The organism is Chelativorans alearensis, assembly GCF_010993735.1.
In the GTDB taxonomy this organism is placed as follows: Bacteria; Pseudomonadota; Alphaproteobacteria; order Rhizobiales; family Rhizobiaceae; genus Chelativorans; species Chelativorans alearense.
Genome location: NZ_WQNI01000021.1, coordinates 34,754 through 54,516, shown reverse-complemented (window position 1 = coordinate 54,516; position 19,763 = coordinate 34,754). Strand labels below are relative to the sequence as shown.

Sequence of the window (19,763 nt, the reverse complement as noted above, 5' to 3'; positions counted from 1 at the left end):
ATGATTGACCGGCCCCTCACTGAAGAGCGCCAGCCTGCGGCAGTCGCGGCCGGCGGACAATCAGCATGTCGGCGGCGACCAGGATCAGGAGCGCGACGCCTGCGGTGGCAAGAAGTGGCACCTGCGGTGCTGCAAAACCGACGAGCTTGTCGGCGGCGGCAAGCGCCTGGACAACCCCATAGACACCCAGGAAATTGTGGAAGATTATGGTGGCGTAGACGTCTCGCGAGGCGAAGAAGAAAGCGCTCGTCAGGAGGCCCACAACGGTCAGCAGCACGACCATGCCGATCGTGTCGAACGGAGGACTGTGGGCGAAGTGGTAAAGGCCGAAGAGCAGGCTTGCCACCACCGCAGCACCTGCCGCTGAGACCCAGCGGGAGCTTCCAAAAGCGCCCTTGAGGACACCGCCCACCAATGCCCAGCACACGATCACCTCGGCGGCGGAAACGGCCAACACCTGGGCATAGGCATTGAGGATCACGATCGGGTTCATGGAAGGCGCTCCCTGGACGAAGTAGAGGGCGAGCCCAAGGGCCATACCTGCCACGATCCACGAAATCGAGGGCGAGCGCCGACCGAAACCCGTATGCTCCCGGTTCGCGCCGCCGGAGGAGATAACGAACCTCAGTACGAGAAGCGCGCCTACAACGCCGATCGCAAGATTGGCGACCACGACATAGACGAGCCGATCGACCACGGCCTCCGGCCTCAGCAGTGTATGGATGCGCCCCTCGAGAAACCACGTTGCGGCAGTCCAGACGATATAGAGGGCAAACGCTCCGATGGCGGCGTTTCGAACCTTGGCGGGCATCTGCGCCTCCCTTGGCAGAACAACTGCCACCTGTGCGTATCAATGGTTCCGCGGTCTTACGTTGATTTCCATCAAGGCTTCACAGACGCATGTCGGCCCGGCTTCGCGTCGAGCTTGAGCCAGATCAATGGACTCGGCGAGCGGAGACGTAGGATGTAGCAGCCAAACCTTGGGAGCATGCCATGGACGTTCAGGCGAGCAGCCACAGGCCGTTTTTCCGTAAGGGTCACACGTTATGCGCGGCTTGCTCCTAATCCTCATGATTGTTCTGGCGGCGTCCACCGCAGCGGTCTGGTTCCTGTTCGCTTGGGACATGAAAGAGCTCGAGGCCCGCCTGGAGGGGCGAAGCCAGATGGTCGAGACGCGTTTCGGGGCCATGGAATACGGCTCCGTCGGTAGCGGCTATCCGGTCCTTGCTATCCACGGCAGCGGCGGCGGTTTCGATCAGGGGCTGGAGTTTGTTGGCCCCCTCGCCGACCACGGCTTCCGGTTGATCGCTCCGTCGCGCTTCGGCTACCTGCGCACGCCGGCTCCCGAGGGCTTTACGCTAGTGCAGCAGGCGGATGCCTATGTCGATCTGCTGGACCATCTGGATATTGAGAGAGTAGTCGTTTTCGGTGGCTCGGCAGGCGCGCTGTCGGCAATGCAATTCGCGATCCGGCATCCCGAGCGCTGCCTAGCGCTGGTGCTTCTCGTGCCCGCGTCCTATGCGCCCGACCGGCGGCCGAACGAGTCGGCGGCCGAAAGCCGTTTCGCGGAAACCATCATGATGACCGCGTTGCGCTCCGACTTCCTTTTCTGGAGCGCCATCCAGCTTTCTCCGGATGCAATGACCCGGCTCGTCCTCGCCACGGAACCGGCGCTGGTTCACGCCGCCGGCCAAAAGGAGCAGGCGCGCGTTCGCGATGTCCTCAACCACATCCTGCCGGTGAGCCGCCGGGCCGAGGGTTTATTGTTCGACTCGCGCACGGCCGGCGATCCACCGCCGATGGAATTGGACAAAATCGCCTGTCCCGTGCTGGCCGTCAGCGCCGAGGACGACCTTTACGGCACCGCAGCCTCTGCACGCCATGTGGCGGCGAGCGTCCCCGACGGCAGGTTGCTCCTGTATCCCCAAGGCGGCCATCTCCTTGTCGATCACGACGAAGAGGTCTGGCAGGCTATCGCATCCTTTATTATGGAGACGTTGGCTGGCGAGAATGTCGCAAGCGGGGAGCCCTCATGACTGGGACGAGCCTGTCTGCCGACCGGAGCGCAATCGGACCTTGGTGGCCCGGAAGCTTCACCGGCCGATCTCGGATACAAGGTGACAGGTGCTTCTAGATGATCCCCCGCCTGTTCATTTGAACGAGACGAATGATGATCTCCCACTCTCCGAGAGAGTATCCGACTTCTCGCGCATGCGGCATTGCAGCGGCGCTGTTCTCCGCAATCGCCAATGGCAGGAGGGACAGTCTCTGCGGTGACCAGGTATATTGATGGGGCAGCCGGCTTGAGACAGAGACGGGCGAGGCAAGGAGGATTACTGGAATGGCCGATGAGAAGATCAAAATCGAGCAGCACGGTGGGATCGGACTGCTGTGGATTGGCGGATGGCTGTTCACGATCGGTTACAGCGACCTTTCGTTCTGGCAGGGCATTGTCGCGATCCTTGTGTGGCCATATTTTCTCGGCGTCGATATGGCCTCGCTTGCACCGCCTTCGGCTCCGAGCTGAGACTATTCACGCGCCGGCTGCTCCGCCTTCGCCGTGGCGACGGCCGTCGAATGGGGGCTTCTAAGATTTTTCATCGACCGGGAAGATTCGGAGGGCAGAACGCCTTTTCTTGTAGCGAGCAAACAAACTGAGACACTACCTCCAACTCAGGAAGTGGACATCAAAGTAGCGCCAATAGTATCATTGATCTGGTGCGCAATGAACGGCTCAAGTCGATCTGTCTCAGCCATCCGCATTCGCGCCCACTACGGTGCAAGTTGCAGAAACCCGAAAAATCGACACGCCTTGGCTATTTCCATGAGATTCTTGATCCAGGACAAAGGACGATTGTCATAGCTGCCGTATATATTTTGCAGTTTGAAAGGATGCTGACATTGCAGCCATCAGCACGATCGGCGCGCAGATGCGCCAGGTTGGAACGCAGCGCCGCCGCTCGTTGGCTTACGCTGCTGCTTGTGCTGCTAATGGCGATTTCCGCGTTGTCGTTTGCCAGCGTTCACCGTCATGCCGACATGCAACCGCATAGCCAAACAACAATTGCCAGCCAGATGGACATCGTACCATGTAACGGTGAAGGCGCGAAAACGGATTGCGATATCTGCTGTCCCTCGTCGGCGACCTGCACGATCTGTGTTCTCGTGCCGGGCTACACTCTTCCGATGACTGACGCTTCGCCTGAACGCCGTAGCGATCCAGCGCACACGCTCACAGCATCCATGCTGGAGCGACAGCTTCGCCCTCCTAGGCTCTCCGCGCACGCTTGAGCGCGTGCCTTGTCCGGTTCGCGCTTCGTCGCATCGGCGGCCCGAGCGGCCGCGCATCGAACCAGAGAGCCATCACATGCACATGATCTCACGCCGCCAGTTCCTGGCGTCCACAGCTGCGGCCCTTGCCGCCGGCACCTTCCCCTCGCCGCTTCCGGGCCAGGGGCGCGCCGTTGCGTCAAGCCCCATCCTTCTCCGCGCGCAGAGCCGCGTGATCGAGGTGGGCGGGCGTGCCGCGACCGTCATGGGGCTTATGCAGCCGGACGGCACCCATGGCGTCACCGTCGAAGCCGGAGGAGATTTCGCCGCCCGCCTGGAGAACGCCCTCGATCAGCCGACCCTCATCCACTGGCATGGGCTGACGCCGCCTTACGGCCAGGACGGTGTGCCCGACCTGCCGCAGCCGCTGCTCGCGTCTGGCGAGGCCTATGACTACCGCTTCCCGCTCACCACGCCCGGAACGCACTGGATGCATGCCCACACGCTGCAGGAACAGCAACTTCTTGCGGCGCCGCTGATCGTCCACGATCCCGCCGAGGCCTCGCTCGACGAGCAGCCGGTCGTCGTTCTGTTCCACGATTTCAGCTTCAGGTCACCGGAGGAACTGCTTGCCGGTCTCACCGGGAATACCGGCATGGGCGGCGGGCATGGCGGCCACGGCAGCATGAGCGGCCATGGAATGGCGATGGATGTGAACGATGTCGAGTATGACGCCTATCTCGCCAACGACCGCACCCTCGACGATCCGGAGGTCTTCCGCGTCGAGCGCAATGGCACGGTCCGGCTGCGGCTGATCAACGGTGCGACGGCGACGGCCTTCTGGATCGACACCGGGGAACTGGAGGGCGAGGCGATCGCCGTCGACGGCAATCCGGTTTCTCCCGTGATGGGCCGCCGCTTCCCGCTCGGGATGGGACAGAGGATCGACATTCGCCTGCGCATCCCGCGCGAGGGCGGGGCATGGCCGATCCTTGCCCTGCGCGAAGGCGCGGCCGAACGCACCGGGTTCATGCTGGTAACGGCTGAGGGCACGGTGAAGCGCATCGCCCCAACCGGGGATGCGGCCGCCGACGCGCTCGATCTCGCGTTCGAGACGGGCCTGCGTGCTGCCGCGCCCCTCACCCCGGCAGAGGCGGCCCGGCGCAAGGAGGTGGTCCTCGGCGGCACCATGGAAGGTTACAGCTGGACGCTGAACGGTCGCACCTGGGGGTCACACGACGTCCTCGAGGTGGGCACCGGCGAGCGCGTCGAGATCGCCATGCGCAACGACAGCATGATGGGTCACCCGATGCATCTTCACGGACATCACTTCCAAGTCGTCGAGATCGACGGCCGCAGGCTTGATGGCGCCGTGCGTGACACGGTCTGGCTGCCACCGCGGCGGGCGCTGACCATCGCTTTCGAAGCCACCAACCCCGGCGAGTGGGCATTCCACTGCCACCACCTTTACCACATGGCGGCCGGCATGATGACATCCGTCCGCTACATCGGCTGAAAGTAGGAGCCGCCCGGCGCCGCGGCGCCGCCCGCCGCCGGGCTCGATACAGGAGAACCGAAATGAAACGGATTAGAACCGCAATCCTCGCCGGCGCCCTTCTGCTTGCGGTGCCGATCTCCTTTGCCGAGGAAGCGCATCATCCTGACGAGGCGGCACCCGCGCCCGCCCCACTGCCTGCCCAGCAGCAGGCCATGCCCGGCGGCATGATGCCGGGAATGATGTCTCCCGACATGATGCAGATGATGATGGGCGTGATGTCGGCCGGCAACGGGCCCATGATGGGGCAGATGGGACAGACAGGCCCGATGATGTCCCCCGATCACGTCGAAGGACGGATCGCCTTCCTCAAGGCGGAGCTGAAGGTGACCGACGATCAGCAGCCGCTGTGGGAGCCGTTGGCGGAAACCATTCGGGCGGGTGCCGACAGCATGAAGGACATGATGCCAAGCATGCAGGGCGGGATGATGGGCGCTGGCGCAGCAGGCGTGACTGCTCTGGAGCGGATCGAGATCCACGAGAAGGCGCTTTCCGCCCGCCTCCAGGCACTGCGGCAGATCAAGGCCGCTCTCAAGCCCTTCTACGCAACGCTGGACGAAGGACAGAAACAGAAGGCTGACCGACTGCTTGCCCCAGCGCCGATGGGGATGATGTAGCGCGGCGGCGAACGCGCGGAGGCGCTTGAAACAGCACGGATCGTACGGCAGTGCCCTGCCGGGTGGGGCAACTGCAAGGAGGTCATCATGAGTCTGTCGCTTTCTTTCCTCGGCGGCGTCAGCACGGTTACCGGCTCGCGCTTCCTCCTCGAGCATCAAGGCCGGCGGATTCTCGTCGACTGTGGCCTCTTCCAGGGACTCAAGCAGCTGCGCCTGCGCAACTGGGCGCACTTTCCGGTCGAACCCGCCTCCATCGAGGCCGTGCTTCTGACCCACGCCCATATCGATCATTCCGGATACCTTCCGGCCCTGGTGCGGGACGGCTTCAGCGGCAGGATCCACACCTCCCATGCGACCATGGAGCTGTGTCGAATCCTGCTGCCGGACAGTGGCTTCCTGCAGGAGAAGGATGCCGAGTTCGCCAACCGCCATCGATTTTCCAAACACAAGCCGGCGCTGCCTCTCTACACTGCAAAAGACGCCGAAGCCGTGCTGCCGCACATCGATCCGGTGCCCTTCCATCAGAACCTCGTGCTGCAAGCCGGCCTGTCCGTGCGGCTGAGGCGCGCCGGGCACATCCTCGGCGCCGCGTCGATCGAGTGCGGCTGGGCTGGAAAGAAGGTGGTCTTCTCCGGTGACCTGGGCCGGTTGAACGACCCGATGATGGTCGATCCGGAGCCAGTCCCCGAGGCGGACTATCTGGTGGTGGAGTCAACCTACGGCAACAGGCTGCACGACAGACAGGATGTTCAGGAGGCGTTGGCGGAAATTGTCAGCCACACGATCGGCAGGGGCGGCACCGTTATCATCCCTGCCTTTGCTGTGGGCCGCGCACAGACTCTTCTCTATCATCTGGAGCAGTTGATCTCGTCGGGCCGCCTGCCGAAGGTCCCGGTCTTCCTCGACAGCCCCATGGCGATAAACGCCAGCGGTCTCCTGTGCAGCCATCTCGACGATCACCGGCTTTCGGCCGGCGAGTGCCGGGGCGCCTGCGACATCGCCGAATATGTGCGCGACGTCGAAGCTTCGAAGGCGCTCACCGCGAACCCGACGCCGAAAGTGATCATCTCGGCGAGCGGAATGGCGACGGGTGGCCGCGTTCTTCATCACCTCAAACGCTATGCTCCGGACCCGCGCAACGCGATCCTGTTCAGCGGATTTCAAGCCGCAGGCACACGGGGCGCTGCGATGACGGCGGGAGTCGACAAAATCAAGATCCACGGTGAATATTTCCCCGTGCGTGCGGAAGTGGGGAACCTGGCAATGCTGTCGGCCCATGCCGACGCTGACGAGATCATGGCGTGGCTCAAGAAGTTTGAGAAGCCACCGCGCACAACGTTTATCTCCCACGGCGAACCGATCGCCTCCGACGAGCTTCGCAAGCGGATCGAGGAAGAGCTCGGATGGTCGTGTCACGTTCCAGAGCATCTGGAGAAGGTGGAGTTGGCATGACGGAAGAGCACTCGGTCGTCAATTCGCCTCGTCCCGTGCCTGCGCTCCTGAGGGCTCGCCGCATAGGCATCTATACGCATGACGAGGCGATCGTCTTCATGCGCACAGACTGCGATGTGTGCCGGTCGGAGGGGTTGTCCGCCCATTCAAGGGTGCTTGTGCGGTCTGGTGATCGAGAAGTCATGGCCACACTGTACCAGGTGTCCTCCGACCTCCTGGAGATGGATGAAGTGGGGCTGTCGGAGCCCGCCTGGGAGCGGCTCGGCGCGGTCGACGGTGCTGCGGTAACGCTGCATCACCCGGAGCCGGTCGAATCCTTCGGCCGCGTCCGGGGGAGGCTCTTCGGCAACCGCCTGAAAGACAGTGACTTCAGCGCCGTCCTGTCGGACATCGCTGGGAGGCGGTATTCCGACATCCAGCTTTCGGCCTTCATCGCGGGCGTTTCGGCCTTTCCGCTCGACGAGAGGGAGACGATCGCGCTGACCCGATCCATGGTCGAAATCGGCGACAGGCTGGAATGGGCGAAGGACCTCATTCTCGACAAGCACTGCGTCGGCGGCCTGCCTGGAAACCGCACCACGCCCATCGTGGTGGCGATCGTGGCGGCGCACGGCCTGACGATACCCAAGACCTCGTCCCGCGCCATCACATCCCCGGCAGGCACGGCCGATACGATGGAAACGCTGGCCCCGGTCAATCTTAGCGTGCAGGAAATCCGCCGGGTCGTGGAGCTGGAATCGGGTTGCATCGTCTGGGGCGGCGCGGTCCGCCTCAGCCCGGCGGACGATGTGCTGATCCGCGTGGAGCGGGCTCTCGATCTCGATTCCGAAGGCCAGCTTGTGGCGTCGGTGATGTCCAAAAAGGTTGCGGCGGGTTCCTCGCATCTGGTGTTGGACCTGCCGGTCGGACCGACGGCGAAGGTCCGCAGCCAGGAAGCGGCGGAAGCCCTTGCCGGCCGGCTGGCCGCCGTCGCCCGAGCTTTCGGCCTTGAGACGAGAATTGTCTTCACGGATGGGACCCAACCAGTCGGGCGCGGTATCGGACCGGCACTCGAAGCCCGCGACGTGCTTGCGGTGCTGCAGCAGTCCCGCAAGGCTCCCGCCGACCTTTCCCAGCGCGCCTGCAGGCTCGCCGGCGCGCTGCTTGAGTTGGGCGGCAAGGCACCGGCTGGAGAAGGCTTTTCCCTTGCCGTCCAGACTATCGCCAAAGGCCACGCCTGGGCGAAATTCCAGCGTATCTGCGAGGCGCAAGGCGGGATGCGAACGCCACCGGAAGCCCGACACCACGCTCCACTTCTGGCCCGCGCGTCGGGCGTCTTGCGGTCGATCGACAATCGCCGGATCGCAAGGTTGGCCAAGCTCGCCGGTGCACCGGAATCGAAGGCCTCGGGCGTGGAGTTGCAGATCGGCGTGGGTGAGCAGGTGTCTGTGGGCCAGCCGCTTTGCACGGTCCACGCGGAGACGCGCGGGGAGCTCCAATACGCCTTGGAATACGCGGCCGAACTCGGACAGATCTTTGCGATTGAAAATTGAGTTCATCGCCAAGAAGGAGGATGCCATGAGCTCCGTGCAAGGGTGGCAATGCCACAACAACCCTCTGCTGGGGGTGTTCTTATGATGCCCGCCATGGTCTTTGCTCTTCCCGGAAATGAGGCGATGGCCGAAAGTCTCGCGAGGGCACTGGACGCCGAACTGGGCCTTATGGAAACGCGTTCATTCCCCGACGGCGAAACCTATCTCCGTATCGCCAGCAACCCGGCGGGGCGATCCGTCGCGCTGATCTGCACGCTGCATCGTCCCGACGACAAGTTCCTCCGACTTGCCTTTGCGGCCGAAACGATCAAACAAATGGACGCCTCGAGCGTGGGCCTGGTTGCGCCTTATCTCTCCTACATGCGCCAGGACCGCCGGTTTGCTCCCGGCGAGGCTCTCACATCTGCGACATTTGCCCGGATTCTCTCACCCCTCATCGACTGGCTGGTGACCGTCGATCCTCATTTGCACCGGTATCAGAGTCTCGGCGAGATCTACACGATCCCGGCATACAGCCTTCATGCCGCACCGCTGCTTGCCGGCTGGATCAGAACCCATGTGCGGGACCCTCTCCTGATTGGCCCCGACGTCGAAAGTGAGCAATGGGTCTCGGAAGTCGCAACATCGGTCGGCGCACCGCATCAGGTGCTCAGGAAGACGCGCCGAGGAGACCGTAACGTCGATATCGAGGTCCCTGATCTGCGCAGCTTCTCCGACCGCACGCCCGTGCTGATCGACGACATCGTCTCGACCGGGCGCACGATGGTCGAGACGGCACACCGCTTGGCTGGGCAAGGACTGTGCGCGCCCGTCTGCATCGCTGTGCACGCGCTTTTCTCGGAGGCGGCGTTTCAGGAACTGAATGCGACGGCATCCACCGTCGTGACCACCAATAGCGTGCCCCACTCTTCCAACGGGATCGATGTGACAGGGCTCATCGTTAAGGCGCTCCGAAGTCTCAGATAGCGCCTGCCAAGGGCGATGCGGTCGCGCTGGTAAACCCCGAAGGTGGCCGTGAGGTTCATCGACCAGGCCAGACGATCATGCGCCCCGCGATCCCGTCACGACGAAACATATGATAAGCAGCAGCTGTGATGTGGATGCCGACCGGCACGAGGGTGACGTTCCAGAACAGGATGTGGATCCGGCCTGCCGGTGCCCAAATGTAGGCTGCTGCAAACCCCGCCGTCGCCTGACCAAGCAGTGAAAGATAAAGCACCCAGTGGACAAGGTGCGAGACCCGTTCTCGCCAACCCGGCGTTTCAGGCGGGCGAGGTTTCAGCCATCGAAGGCCGATCCGTATCAAAACCAGCGCTGCGATCAAGAGCCCGCCATAGTTGTGAACGGTGTGCAGAAACAAGTCGGAGGTGGAAGGCGGCAGAAGCGGATTGTGCGTCCGCGGTATTGCCGCCGAGGTGTACCATTGCTCGATGACCAGGAGCACCCACAACCCAATGCAACGCGATCTGCAATCGTGTGTAGCGGGTTTCCTGATTGTCTGATGGGACCGATGACATGATCGATCCGTTGTCGCCTCTTGGCCGGGTGCGCGCAAGTCCAAAGATGCGGGACTGCAGCCGATATCCCATGCCGTGCCCCGAGTTTCGTGTGCGCCTCAAATGTGCGCAAAAACTCGCTCCGAGGGCCTGGTGGATCACAACCAGAACACGGGCCAGCGTCAGCCCCGGACGTACCCTACCAGTTGGTCGATGTCGAATTTGTGCTCGGCGATGATGCTCCGCATGAGATCGCCGATCGAGATAACCCCTACGACCTGACCATCATGCAGCACGGGCAGATGTCTTATTTTCTTCCTGCTCATCAGCGCCAAGCAGGCCTCTGCGGTCTCGTTCGGCCCCACATGGATTACTTTGGTTTCCATCACATCACGAATGGGCGTTTGGGGCGAAGACCTGCCTTTCAAAAACACCTTTCGCGCGTAATGCCGTTCGGTGAACACACCGGCAAGATCGTCGCCATCCTTCACCACAACCGCGCCGATGTTCTTCTTGTCCATAAGTCGCAACGCGTCGAACACGGTGTCGTCGGGATGGACGGCGAAGACGTCGTGGCCTTTGATGTCAAGGATTTGTCGAACCGTTGCCATGAAAGCTACCTCGATCTTCTCAAAAACCGCCATCACCCCGCAGGTTGGAATCCGGCAGATCGATCGAACTCTTGTGCCCGGTCTTGGTATCAGAGCGCGTTTGGCACAGGATTTCATTGACAAGAATCAATTCCCTGCAGGGACCAACTCTGTTCTGCCTCTGGCTGTCGCCCCCGCTAAAGCAGATCTTCCTTGGCGGTCACTCCTCGCCCGGAATGCTCCGACACCGCGCCCGACGGCACAAAACCATTGCCCGCAGCGTTCACTGGATCCTGCGCGCGGCCACGGCCGCACCGTCGGCAATTCGATCACTTGGATGCAGGATCACCTGTTCACCGGGCGACAGGCCGGCGAGAACCTCCGCCATTCGATCGGCGCGTCGTCCGATCTCAACAGTGGTGCTTCGCGCGCGCCCATCTCGGACGACGTACACCGCCCAGACGTCTCCACGGCGGAAGAGAGCAGCCATGGGCACGGTGAGCGCATTCTCGGAACTCCAGACGGTGATATTGACGATCACCCGGAAATCGTGCCCGAGCCGCGCCCACGCTTCCGGCGGATCGATCAGGTCGATGATACTGCTTACCCGCTGTTCCTCGATGCCGAGGGCGGAGACCTTGGTGAAGCCTGCCGGGTCGACGCGTCTGACCTTGCCCTGGAGCGGCGCTCCGCCCCAGCCGTCGATGCGCGCAGCCGAACCGGGCTCGATCCGAGCGGCCTCGCTCGAGAGCAAGTCGACCACGACCTCGAGATCGCGCGGATCGCCAATGTCGATCAACGGTGTACCCGGCTGGACAACGGCCTCGCTCTCCTGGCGGATGGTAAGGACGCGACCAGATACGGGCGCGCGAAGCTGGATCCCCCACGCCGTGTCCCGAGAAACCGTTTTGCTTCCGGGCTCGATCAACCGTGCCGCGAGGCTCGCCCTTTCGCTGCGTCGCACCGCAAGTTGGGCCTTGGCGCTGGCGAGGGCGTGCTCGGTCGTCTCGACATCGACTTGCGCCTTCTCCATTGCCTGGGTGGAAACAACATTGCGACGCGCAAGCGCCTCGGCCCTTTGAAGCTCATCCCGTGCGAATTCGAGACCCCTTTCGATCCTATGCATCTCATGTTCGGCCAACTCTACAGCTGACTCGGCAGCGGCGAGCGCGGCCCGAAGCTCCTCACGCGAGCGCATGTCGAGAAATCCTGGCGCCGTCGCTTGCATCACGGCGACGACCGTTTCATCCGCGACGGCCTCGTCGCCCACATGACGGGGCGTCCTCAGAACCTTCCCCGCAATGGGAGCGGAAACGGTGTAGACCTCACGCACACGCGTTCTGCCTTCGCCCTCGATCGTTACTTCCATCGGAGCTCTGACGATAGGCGCAAGGTCGACCAGTATGGGTTGGGGCCAGGCGAACCAAACAGCACCGGCAACAGCTGCCGCGGCTATCAGGAGTCCTGCCGTTCGTCTCATCCAGATGCGGCGCATGGTTCAGTCCCTCGTTTTGAGGACAGCGACAAGGTCGAGCCGGTTGATACGCTCGCGGACGACGAGCGCGGACAGCACGGCGGCGGCGATAACGATTGCGCTGGCAAGCACGTAGCTCAAAGGCTCAACGATCAGTGGCGTGCGCATCAATTCGCCGGACATTTCGGTGTTGATGAGCCAAGCCAAGCCGTAGCCGATGACCCAGCCCGGAAGCTGGGCAATCAGGGTGAGGAGCGCGAGTTCGAAAAACAGCAGTCGGAAGACCTCAGCACGGTGGAAGCCGAGCACCCGCAGACTGGCGAGTTCGCGTGCCCGCTCCGATAGTGAAATCCGCGCGCTATTGTAGACGACGCCGAACGCAATGATCGAGGCAAGGCCGATATAGATGCTGGCCATTGTCGTGACGATGACGGCCAAGGCTTCGCGGAAGTTGGCCAGAGAGACGCGTTGCAGCGCCATACCGCTGACGCTCGGCATGCGCCTGAGCACGTCGTAGAGAGCATCGAGCATGCTCTCGTCAAAACTGATATGAACACTACTGACAGCGGGTGCCTCGCGTATCAGCCGCGCGAGCGCCTCGGCGTCCATCATGGCGTTGATACCGAAATAGTCCTCGACCCGCGCCGCGACGGGAAGAGACACGGTCCTGCGGCTCCCTTCAAGCAGATCGATCTCGACCAGATCGCCCACACCCGCATCGAGAATGCCGGCAAGCCAATCGGAGATCGCCAGGCCAACTTCCGGCAGCACGACGGGGCGCAGGTCGACGTCGATGATGCGGCTGAGATCGGCGTCGCGTGGCCGCCCGCTGAGCATCACCCGGCGTTCCACATGCCCATTGCGGATACGGATCGGCACCCCCCGATAGGGCTCGACGGCCAGAATGCCCGGCAGGCGTGCCATGTCGAAGACGGCTTTCTGCGGCCGCTTCTCCACGAAGCTCACTGTCGCGTCTTGGCGGTCGGCCATGAAATACGTCACGTCGACAAGCTGCTCCATCGCACCGTTGAGGAAAAGCGATACGATGAGGATGCCCGTGGCCAGCGCCATGCCGAGCGTCGTCATGGCGGAGCGTACCGGATGGCGAGTGATGTTGCGCAGCGTCATCACGACCGGCTGAGGCAGCATGCCTTTAAGGGCAAAGCCGCGCGGCAGCAGGCGGCGGAACCGCGGCGGAGCCGGTGGTTGCATGGCGACGGCAGGCGATAAGCCGATGATCTCTCGCAGGGCGCGCACGGCGCCAAGCATCGCCGCAACAAAGCTCAGGCCCGCGGCCAGGGCGTAGAGATCGGGACTCCTGATGAAGAGGAGGAACGGAAAACGGTAATACTCCGCGAGAAGACTCGTCACATAACCCCCGAGCCAGGTTCCGGCGGCACTGCCGATAGCGATACCGACTAGGCTGATCGCGATGACGAACTTCAAATAGTGGCCCGTGATGGCCGGATTGTCGTAGCCCACCGCTTTCAGGAGCCCCACCTGCTCGCGCTCGAGCGCAACCAGGCGGCTGAGCGTGAGGTTGACGAGGAAGGCCGCGACGAGAAGGAACACGGGTGGCAGGGTGCGGCTCATGTTGCCCAGCATGTCGAGCGAGTGGTCGAGAAAGGCGTGCGAGGTCTGGTCCCTGCGCCCGTGCGCTCCCGTTCCGCCATAGCGGTCAAGAATAGCGTCGAGACGGTCGATGACTTCCGGCTCCGAGGCATACGGCAGCAGCTTGAGGGTGACCGAGGAGAAGGCACCTTCCAGGTCGTAGACGCTGGCAAGCGCCCGTTCCGACATCCAGATGATGCCGAAGCGGCGGTCGTCGGGCATGATGTCTCCGGGCCCGATCGTGTAGACGAACTCGGGCGACAAGGCGATGCCGACAACCGTCAGGGGACGCTTGCGGCCATTCAGGATTGCCGAGAAGCGCGAACCGAGCGCAAAGTCGTGAGCCTTGGCGAAGCTCTCGCTGACGACCACCTCCTCGGCTCTGTCGGGTTCCGGCATCCGGCCGAGCCGCAGGTAAAGCCTGTTCAGGAGCGGCTCGCGGTTCTCGGGCAAGGAGATGAACTGGCCGGTGGCCGGCTCGCGCATACCGGGAACATCGAGCAGCGCCAGCTTGGCGATACGCGCCTCCACCGCGACCACGCCGGGAATCTCGGCAATGCGTCCGACAAGCGACTTCGGCGCGCGGCGGACGGAGGCGAAGACGTCGGCGAATTGATAGCGCTCGTAATAGGCTCGACGGGTCTCGTCGAGTGATTGGTAGGAGCCCACCGCCATGAGGACAGCAGTGACCCCGCCAGCGATGACAAGCGAGATCGCCAGCGCCTGTGCCCACAGCCGCCTGATATCACGCAAGAGCTTGCGGTCGAGCATACGCATGACTCACCAACTCACGTCACTTGCGGCGAGTAGCATCTCTTCATGCAGCCGGACGCGCGGCCATCCGCCCGGCAAATCACACGGTGAGCCAAAAGCCCGGGCAATGCGGATCATGCCGCGCTTTGGGTACTGCTCACCGCTGATCTCCCAGCACCGTCTTCCGCATCGCTGAAGAACGCCTTCAGTTCCTCACCGGTCAACGTCTCGCGGGCCAGCAGAGCCTTCGCCACTTTGTCCAGCAGTTCCCGCCGCTCTTTCAGGAGCGAGGCTGCTCTTTCCAACGCCGCGTTAACAAGGTCACGCACGGCATCGTCGATCCGCTGGGTGGTGCTCTCGCTGTATCGCCGCTCGAGCATTCCCGGCATCGGGGCGGTGCCCAGAAAACGGTTGGGCTCATCCTCATAGGCGATCGGGCCGAGACCTTCGGCCATGCCGAAACGGGTCACCATGCTCCGGGCGATGTCCGTCGCCTTTACCAGATCATCGGCAGCACCGGTGGATACCTCGCCGAACACGATGTTCTCGGCGGCCCGGCCGCCGAGCAATACCGCCATCCTGTCTTCCAGTTCCTTCCGCGTCATCAGATAGCGATCCTCGGTCGGCCTCTGGATCGTGTAGCCCAGCGCACCAACGCCGCGCGGTATGATCGACACCTTGTGTACCGCGTCGCTGCCGGGCAGAGCCATGGCGACGAAGGCATGGCCGAGTTCATGATAGGCGACGACCTCGCGTTCGTGCGGATTGAGAATCCTGCTCTTCTTCTCCAGCCCAGCGACGATGCGCTCGATCGCACGCGTAAAGTCGGCCATCGTGACCGACTCGCCTCCCCTCCGCGTCGCCAGCAGCGTCGCTTCGTTGACGAGATTGGCGAGGTCGGCGCCGCTGAATCCTGGGGTCATCGCGGCGATCTGATCGAGGTCGGCGTCCGGCGCCAGGCTGATCTTGTTCGCGTGCACACGCAGGATTTGCGCCCGTCCGATCTTGTCGGGGCGGTCGACCAGGACCTGCCGGTCGAAGCGCCCGGCACGCAGCAGCGCGGGATCCAGGATTTCCGGGCGGTTCGTCGCGGCAAGCAGGATCACGCCCTCCCGTGGATCGAAGCCGTCCATCTCCGAGAGCAGCTGATTGAGCGTCTGCTCCTTCTCGTCATGGCCGCCGCCCCATGGAAAGGCACCACGCGCCCTGCCGAGAGCATCAAGCTCGTCGATGAAGATGATGGCCGGCGCAGCCTTGCGCGCCTGCTCGAAGAGGTCGCGCACCCGAGCGGCTCCCACACCGACGAACAACTCGACGAATTCCGAGCCCCCGATGGAAAAAAACGGCACACCCGCCTCCCCTGCCACGGCGCGTGCAAGCAGGGTTTTGCCCGTTCCCGGCGGCCCGACGAGCAGGATACCCTTGGGCATGCGCGCGCCGAGCCGGCTGTGGCGAGGGGGATCCTTCAGAAAGTCGACGATCTCCTGCAACTCGCCCTTGGCTTCATCCACACCGGCGACGTCGTTGAAGCTCACCTTTATGTCCGTCTCGACATAAACCTTCGCCTTGCTCTTGCCGATCGACATCATGCCGCCGAGCCCCTGCCTTTCGGCGATGCGGCGAAAGACGAACATCCAGATGCCAAAGAACAGGGCAATAGGGATCATCCAGGAGAGGAGATCACGCAGGAACGTTGACTCGATAGCAGCGGAAAACGGCACGCCGTACTGATCAAGGCGCGAGGCCAAGGCCGGATCAACCCGGGTCGCGACCACGTGCTGCGGCTGGCCTTCCGGTGCGTCCTTCAATGCGCCCTGGACTTGCTGGGAGGTGATGACCACCTCGCTGATCCGGCCGTCCTTCAGAAGGGACTCGAATTCGCTGTAGGGAACGGTGGTCACATGGCTGGCTTGCGACCACAGCAGCTGAAGGACGGTAAAGATCAGGAACGCCGCCAAAATATACCAGAGATTGAAGCGCGTCTGCTTGTCCATGCGTTCCCTACCTGGGATGGGTTACCCGTCCTGGCCGCTGCGAATGAAAGATCAAATGGAAGCTTAGGCGCATCGGACCCCGGTGGAATTGAGAGAGATCAAAGTCCGCGCGACCTTGCACGAGTTAAATTCTCGCCACAGCGCAGTTCGAGGTTCGCGATGCTGCTCTCGACCGTGGAAAGTATTGCCAGGCCAATTTCTCCCAGGCTCCCCCTGCCCGCCCTCGGGATGAGTCTGGGATTCGTCATCGTGACCACCTACACACTCTGCGTGCTCTGCGGCGTTGTCGTATCCGACGCGGACATGCACCAGTTACTACCGATGCTTCTGCCGGGCTTCACGTGGCTCAACTGCCCGAGCTTCCTGCTCGGTCTTGCGTGGAGCTTCTTCTACGGCTGGTACGCAGCGCTCGTCTTCGTTCCCCTGTTCAACTATTTCGCCGCCCGCTTGAACAGGCGACAGGATGATCTTTGAAGGAGGCTCCTCTCATGCTCGATGTTTCACATCCGTCTGAACCCCGTACCCTACCCGGTAACGAGTACAGTCGCGAACAAGGTCCTCGCTTCAGCTTGTTCTGGCTCTGTCTGGCCGTGGGCCTGATCGCCATCGCCGCGCTCATCTGGCTGTTCGGACTCACGTGGTGGACGGCCTTGATCGCCGCTCTCGTGATCGGCTGCCCCGTGGTGATGGCCTGGGCTTTGCTGGGAGGGCTTGGCCGATGAACGCGTTGATCGAGAATATCCCCACAAAGGAAGCCCGGCACTCTGCCGGCACGACGCCGAGTTGGGAAGGCGAGCAGCTTGTGGGGTTCACGGTACCCGGAATGAGTAGCGATCACTGCGCAGGCATCATCTCCACATCTCTGAAGCGCATAAAGGCCGTCCGGTCCGTGGAAACAAACCTGGCCGGACATAAGGTGACGGTGCATTTCGATGCCGAGTCCACGAACATCGCCGCCCTGAAAGCCACCATCGAGCATGCCGGCTACGACGTGGCCGGCATTTCGGAGCCGGAAGCCGCTACACAACGGGAAGCCACGCTCGTCGTGCCTGGCATGGGCAGCGACCATTGCGCCGGCATCGTCTCGACTTCCATCAAGCGCCTGCCGGGAATTGTGGAGGTCGACACGAACATCGCCAACCATCGCGTGGCAGTGCGCTTCGACCCCCGCGCGGTCGATGTCGGGCAGATCAAAAGCGCGGTCGCGCGCAGCGGCTACGACGTTGCGGCAACCGAAGAGGCAAGGCCCTCGGCCAGGGAGCGCGCGGCAGAAGAGGACATCGAGGGCCGCTACCTCGCCCAAGCCTGGAAACGGCTCTGGATCGCCGCAGTGCCCACGACGCTCATCATGGTGCTGATGGCGGTGCACATGTTCTTCGCGCCGGTGCCGGGCTACCTGGCCTTCGTCGCGATCCTCGCCTTCCCGGTGGTGTTCCTCTATGGCGGCTTCATGACCCATCGGTCCGCTTGGCGCTCGCTCACCAACCGCACCGCCAACATGGACGTGCTGATCTCGATGGGCAGCCTGCCGCCCTACCTGATCGGGCTCGTCGGCTTCTTCTATCCGATGACCTCCTTCATCGAGATGGCCTCCACCATCATGACCTTCCACCTGATCGGCCGCTATCTGGAGACCCGCGCCAAAGGCCGCGCCAGCCAGGCGATCAAGCGGCTTGTCAAATTGGGCGCCAAGACGGCGAGCGTGATGCGCGACGGCCGGGAGGTCGAGGTGCCCGTCGCAGAGCTCGAGGTGGGCGATATCATGGTGGTGCGCCCCGGCGCCAAGGTACCGACCGACGGCGAGATCGTCGAGGGAGTAAGCCATCTTGACGAGTCGATCGCCACCGGTGAATCGATGCCGGTGGAGCGCAGCCCCGGCGAATTCGTCATCGGCGCCACCATCAACAAGGAGGGTCTCCTCAGGGTGCGCGCCACCCGCGTCGGCGCCGAGACCTTTCTTTCGCAGGTCATCCGCCTCGTCGAACAAGCGCAGGGCTCCAAGGTGCCGATCCAGGAGTTCGCCGATTGGCTGACCGGCAAGTTTGTGCCCGCTGTGATCCTGGTCAGCCTTGCAAGCTTCCTCATGTGGCTTTTGTTCGGGGAAGAGTTGCGGCCGATCCTGTCCTGGGGTGCGGCATTCCTGCCGTGGGTCAATCCCGACCTGACGCCGCTGATGGCCGGCATCCTTGCCGCCGTCGCCGTCCTGGTCATCGCCTGCCCCTGCGCGCTTGGTCTGGCTACGCCCACGGCAATCATGGTGAGTTCCGGGCTGGGCGCCGAACACGGCATCCTCATCCGCTCCGGCGAGGCGATCCAGACGCTGAAGAACATCAGAGCGGTCGTGCTCGACAAGACGGGTACCATCACCGCCGGCAAGCCGGCGCTCACCGACGTGGTGGCGGCCGACGGCTTTGCAGAGGAGCACGTGCTTTTGGCTGCCGCGGCGGTCGAGGCCGGCTCCGAACATCCGCTTGGACAGGCTATCGTGGCCGGCGCGGGCGATCGCGGGCAGGAGGTGCCGAAGGTCGAACGCTTCACGGCGATCACCGCCCGCGGCGTCGAAGGCATGGTCGAGGGCGAGCGCATTCGGGTCGGAAGCCGCCGGCTCCTTGCCGAGAACGGCATTTCCCTTGACGAATTGGATGCCCGGCTGACCGCGCTCGAAAGCGAGGGCAAGACGGCCATGCTGGTCGCCATCGGCAAGCGGGCCGCCGGCATCGTCGCCGTGGCCGACACCATCAAGGAGGATTCGAAGGCCGCAATCGCCGCGTTCCACGCCCTCGGCATCCGCACGGTGATGATCACCGGCGACAACGAGCGCACCGCTAGATACGTGGCCGCCCAAGTGGGCATCGACGAGGTTCTGGCCGGCGTGCTGCCAGAGGGCAAGGTCGACGAGATACGCCGCCTGCAGGCGCGGTATGGCGAACGGGTCGCCATGGTGGGCGACGGCATCAACGATGCGCCGGCACTCAAGCAAGCGAATGTGGGCATCGCCATCGGCGCCGGCGCGGACGTCGCAATCGAGGCGGCGGATGTTACGCTGGTCAGCGGCGAGCTCACCAAGGCCGTGGAAGCGATCCGCCTCTCCAAGGCGACCTTCCGCAAGATCCTGCAGAACCTGTTCTGGGCCTGGTTCTACAACGTCGCCGCCATCCCCATCGCTGCGCTTGGACTGCTGCATCCCATGATCGGCGTGATCGCCATGACCACCAGTTCGCTGTCGGTCGTCGGCAACTCGCTGCTGCTCAGACGCGCAAAGCTCACGGTGAGACAATGAAGGAGGCGGGAAGGTCGCCATAAACTCGGCGAAACAGCTTCTGGCCGTTCTTGCGGCGGCCGCCGTCGAGATCGCGTTCGGCCCAGGCAGCGCTGACGCCGTGGATGCATGAAACCATAAGAGAACGGCGGGCCTCGAG

At 63.1% G+C, this 19,763-nt stretch carries 16 protein-coding genes; 10 read left to right on the top strand and 6 right to left on the bottom strand.

The annotated features are described in order from the left end of the window. Positions 1–16: 16 nt before the first annotated feature. Positions 17–811, bottom strand: a complete 795-nt coding sequence (locus GPJ75_RS25105) for a CPBP family glutamic-type intramembrane protease (protein ID WP_163272560.1) — start codon at positions 809–811, stop codon at positions 17–19. 235 nt (positions 812–1,046) lie between these two features. On the opposite strand from GPJ75_RS25105, the gene GPJ75_RS25100 reads away from it, so the two are divergent. The 7 genes from GPJ75_RS25100 (at position 1,047) to GPJ75_RS25070 (ending at position 9,392) form a co-directional block, all read left to right on the top strand. After that, positions 1,047–2,036: an alpha/beta fold hydrolase gene (locus tag GPJ75_RS25100; protein ID WP_163272558.1), complete on the top strand. Its 990-nt coding sequence runs from the start codon at positions 1,047–1,049 to the stop codon at positions 2,034–2,036. Positions 2,037–2,341: 305 nt separating this feature from the next. Continuing rightward, positions 2,342–2,527: a hypothetical protein gene (locus tag GPJ75_RS25095; protein WP_163272556.1), complete on the top strand. Its 186-nt coding sequence runs from the start codon at positions 2,342–2,344 to the stop codon at positions 2,525–2,527. A gap of 840 nt (positions 2,528–3,367) precedes the next feature. Further along, positions 3,368–4,786, top strand: coding sequence for a multicopper oxidase domain-containing protein (locus tag GPJ75_RS25090; protein WP_163272554.1), 1,419 nt, complete (start codon positions 3,368–3,370; stop codon positions 4,784–4,786). A 62-nt stretch (positions 4,787–4,848) separates the two neighbouring features. Next, positions 4,849–5,442 (top strand): Spy/CpxP family protein refolding chaperone, encoded by a 594-nt coding sequence (locus tag GPJ75_RS25085; protein WP_163272552.1) that lies wholly within the window; start codon positions 4,849–4,851, stop codon positions 5,440–5,442. Between the two features lie 87 nt (positions 5,443–5,529). Further along, positions 5,530–6,894 (top strand): MBL fold metallo-hydrolase RNA specificity domain-containing protein, encoded by a 1,365-nt coding sequence (locus tag GPJ75_RS25080; RefSeq protein ID WP_163272550.1) that lies wholly within the window; start codon positions 5,530–5,532, stop codon positions 6,892–6,894. After that, positions 6,891–8,426, top strand: coding sequence for a thymidine phosphorylase family protein (locus GPJ75_RS25075; RefSeq protein ID WP_163272548.1), 1,536 nt, complete (start codon positions 6,891–6,893; stop codon positions 8,424–8,426). Before GPJ75_RS25080 ends, GPJ75_RS25075 begins: the two co-directional genes overlap by 4 nt. Before the next feature lie 81 nt (positions 8,427–8,507). Further along, positions 8,508–9,392 (top strand): ribose-phosphate pyrophosphokinase, encoded by an 885-nt coding sequence (locus tag GPJ75_RS25070; protein ID WP_246249266.1) that lies wholly within the window; start codon positions 8,508–8,510, stop codon positions 9,390–9,392. 55 nt (positions 9,393–9,447) lie between these two features. Here the strand turns inward: GPJ75_RS25070 and GPJ75_RS25065 are convergent, their stop codons facing one another. From GPJ75_RS25065 to ftsH, 5 genes are all read right to left on the bottom strand, one after another. Continuing rightward, on the bottom strand, positions 9,448–9,870 hold the full coding sequence (locus GPJ75_RS25065) for a cytochrome b (RefSeq protein WP_246249265.1): 423 nt from the start codon (positions 9,868–9,870) through the stop codon (positions 9,448–9,450). A 234-nt stretch (positions 9,871–10,104) separates the two neighbouring features. Continuing rightward, entirely contained in the window at positions 10,105–10,566 is a 462-nt protein-coding gene (locus GPJ75_RS25060; RefSeq protein ID WP_246249263.1) for a CBS domain-containing protein, read from the bottom strand. Between the two features lie 229 nt (positions 10,567–10,795). Continuing rightward, positions 10,796–11,782, bottom strand: coding sequence for an efflux RND transporter periplasmic adaptor subunit (locus tag GPJ75_RS25055; RefSeq protein ID WP_246249262.1), 987 nt, complete (start codon positions 11,780–11,782; stop codon positions 10,796–10,798). A gap of 228 nt (positions 11,783–12,010) precedes the next feature. After that, complete coding sequence (locus tag GPJ75_RS25050; RefSeq protein WP_163272545.1) at positions 12,011–14,374, bottom strand: ABC transporter permease; 2,364 nt, start codon at positions 14,372–14,374, stop codon at positions 12,011–12,013. A gap of 110 nt (positions 14,375–14,484) precedes the next feature. After that, positions 14,485–16,344: an ATP-dependent zinc metalloprotease FtsH gene (gene ftsH / locus GPJ75_RS25045; RefSeq protein WP_163272543.1), complete on the bottom strand. Its 1,860-nt coding sequence runs from the start codon at positions 16,342–16,344 to the stop codon at positions 14,485–14,487. A gap of 249 nt (positions 16,345–16,593) precedes the next feature. Here ftsH and GPJ75_RS25040 point away from each other — a divergent pair, with 249 nt between their 5' ends. Genes GPJ75_RS25040 through GPJ75_RS25030 form a run of 3 tightly spaced genes read left to right on the top strand, consistent with a single transcriptional unit; the run spans position 16,594 to position 19,624 of the window. After that, positions 16,594–16,818: a hypothetical protein gene (locus GPJ75_RS25040; protein WP_246249260.1), complete on the top strand. Its 225-nt coding sequence runs from the start codon at positions 16,594–16,596 to the stop codon at positions 16,816–16,818. Between the two features lie 14 nt (positions 16,819–16,832). Next, entirely contained in the window at positions 16,833–17,066 is a 234-nt protein-coding gene (locus GPJ75_RS25035) for a hypothetical protein (RefSeq protein WP_163272539.1), read from the top strand. Further along, positions 17,063–19,624: a heavy metal translocating P-type ATPase gene (locus GPJ75_RS25030; protein ID WP_163272537.1), complete on the top strand. Its 2,562-nt coding sequence runs from the start codon at positions 17,063–17,065 to the stop codon at positions 19,622–19,624. The genes GPJ75_RS25035 and GPJ75_RS25030 overlap by 4 nt, the downstream gene beginning before the upstream one ends. Positions 19,625–19,763 lie beyond the last annotated feature (139 nt).

Coding starts and splice junctions, on each gene's coding strand:
- GPJ75_RS25105 (WP_163272560.1), bottom strand. CDS start 811: ATGCCCGCCAAGGTTCGAAACGCCGCCATCGGAGCGTTTGCCCTCTAT.
- GPJ75_RS25100 (WP_163272558.1), top strand. CDS start 1,047: ATGCGCGGCTTGCTCCTAATCCTCATGATTGTTCTGGCGGCGTCCACC.
- GPJ75_RS25095 (WP_163272556.1), top strand. CDS start 2,342: ATGGCCGATGAGAAGATCAAAATCGAGCAGCACGGTGGGATCGGACTG.
- GPJ75_RS25090 (WP_163272554.1), top strand. CDS start 3,368: ATGCACATGATCTCACGCCGCCAGTTCCTGGCGTCCACAGCTGCGGCC.
- GPJ75_RS25085 (WP_163272552.1), top strand. CDS start 4,849: ATGAAACGGATTAGAACCGCAATCCTCGCCGGCGCCCTTCTGCTTGCG.
- GPJ75_RS25080 (WP_163272550.1), top strand. CDS start 5,530: ATGAGTCTGTCGCTTTCTTTCCTCGGCGGCGTCAGCACGGTTACCGGC.
- GPJ75_RS25075 (WP_163272548.1), top strand. CDS start 6,891: ATGACGGAAGAGCACTCGGTCGTCAATTCGCCTCGTCCCGTGCCTGCG.
- GPJ75_RS25070 (WP_246249266.1), top strand. CDS start 8,508: ATGATGCCCGCCATGGTCTTTGCTCTTCCCGGAAATGAGGCGATGGCC.
- GPJ75_RS25060 (WP_246249263.1), bottom strand. CDS start 10,566: ATGGCGGTTTTTGAGAAGATCGAGGTAGCTTTCATGGCAACGGTTCGA.
- GPJ75_RS25050 (WP_163272545.1), bottom strand. CDS start 14,374: ATGCGTATGCTCGACCGCAAGCTCTTGCGTGATATCAGGCGGCTGTGG.
- ftsH (WP_163272543.1), bottom strand. CDS start 16,344: ATGGACAAGCAGACGCGCTTCAATCTCTGGTATATTTTGGCGGCGTTC.
- GPJ75_RS25035 (WP_163272539.1), top strand. CDS start 16,833: ATGCTCGATGTTTCACATCCGTCTGAACCCCGTACCCTACCCGGTAAC.
- GPJ75_RS25030 (WP_163272537.1), top strand. CDS start 17,063: ATGAACGCGTTGATCGAGAATATCCCCACAAAGGAAGCCCGGCACTCT.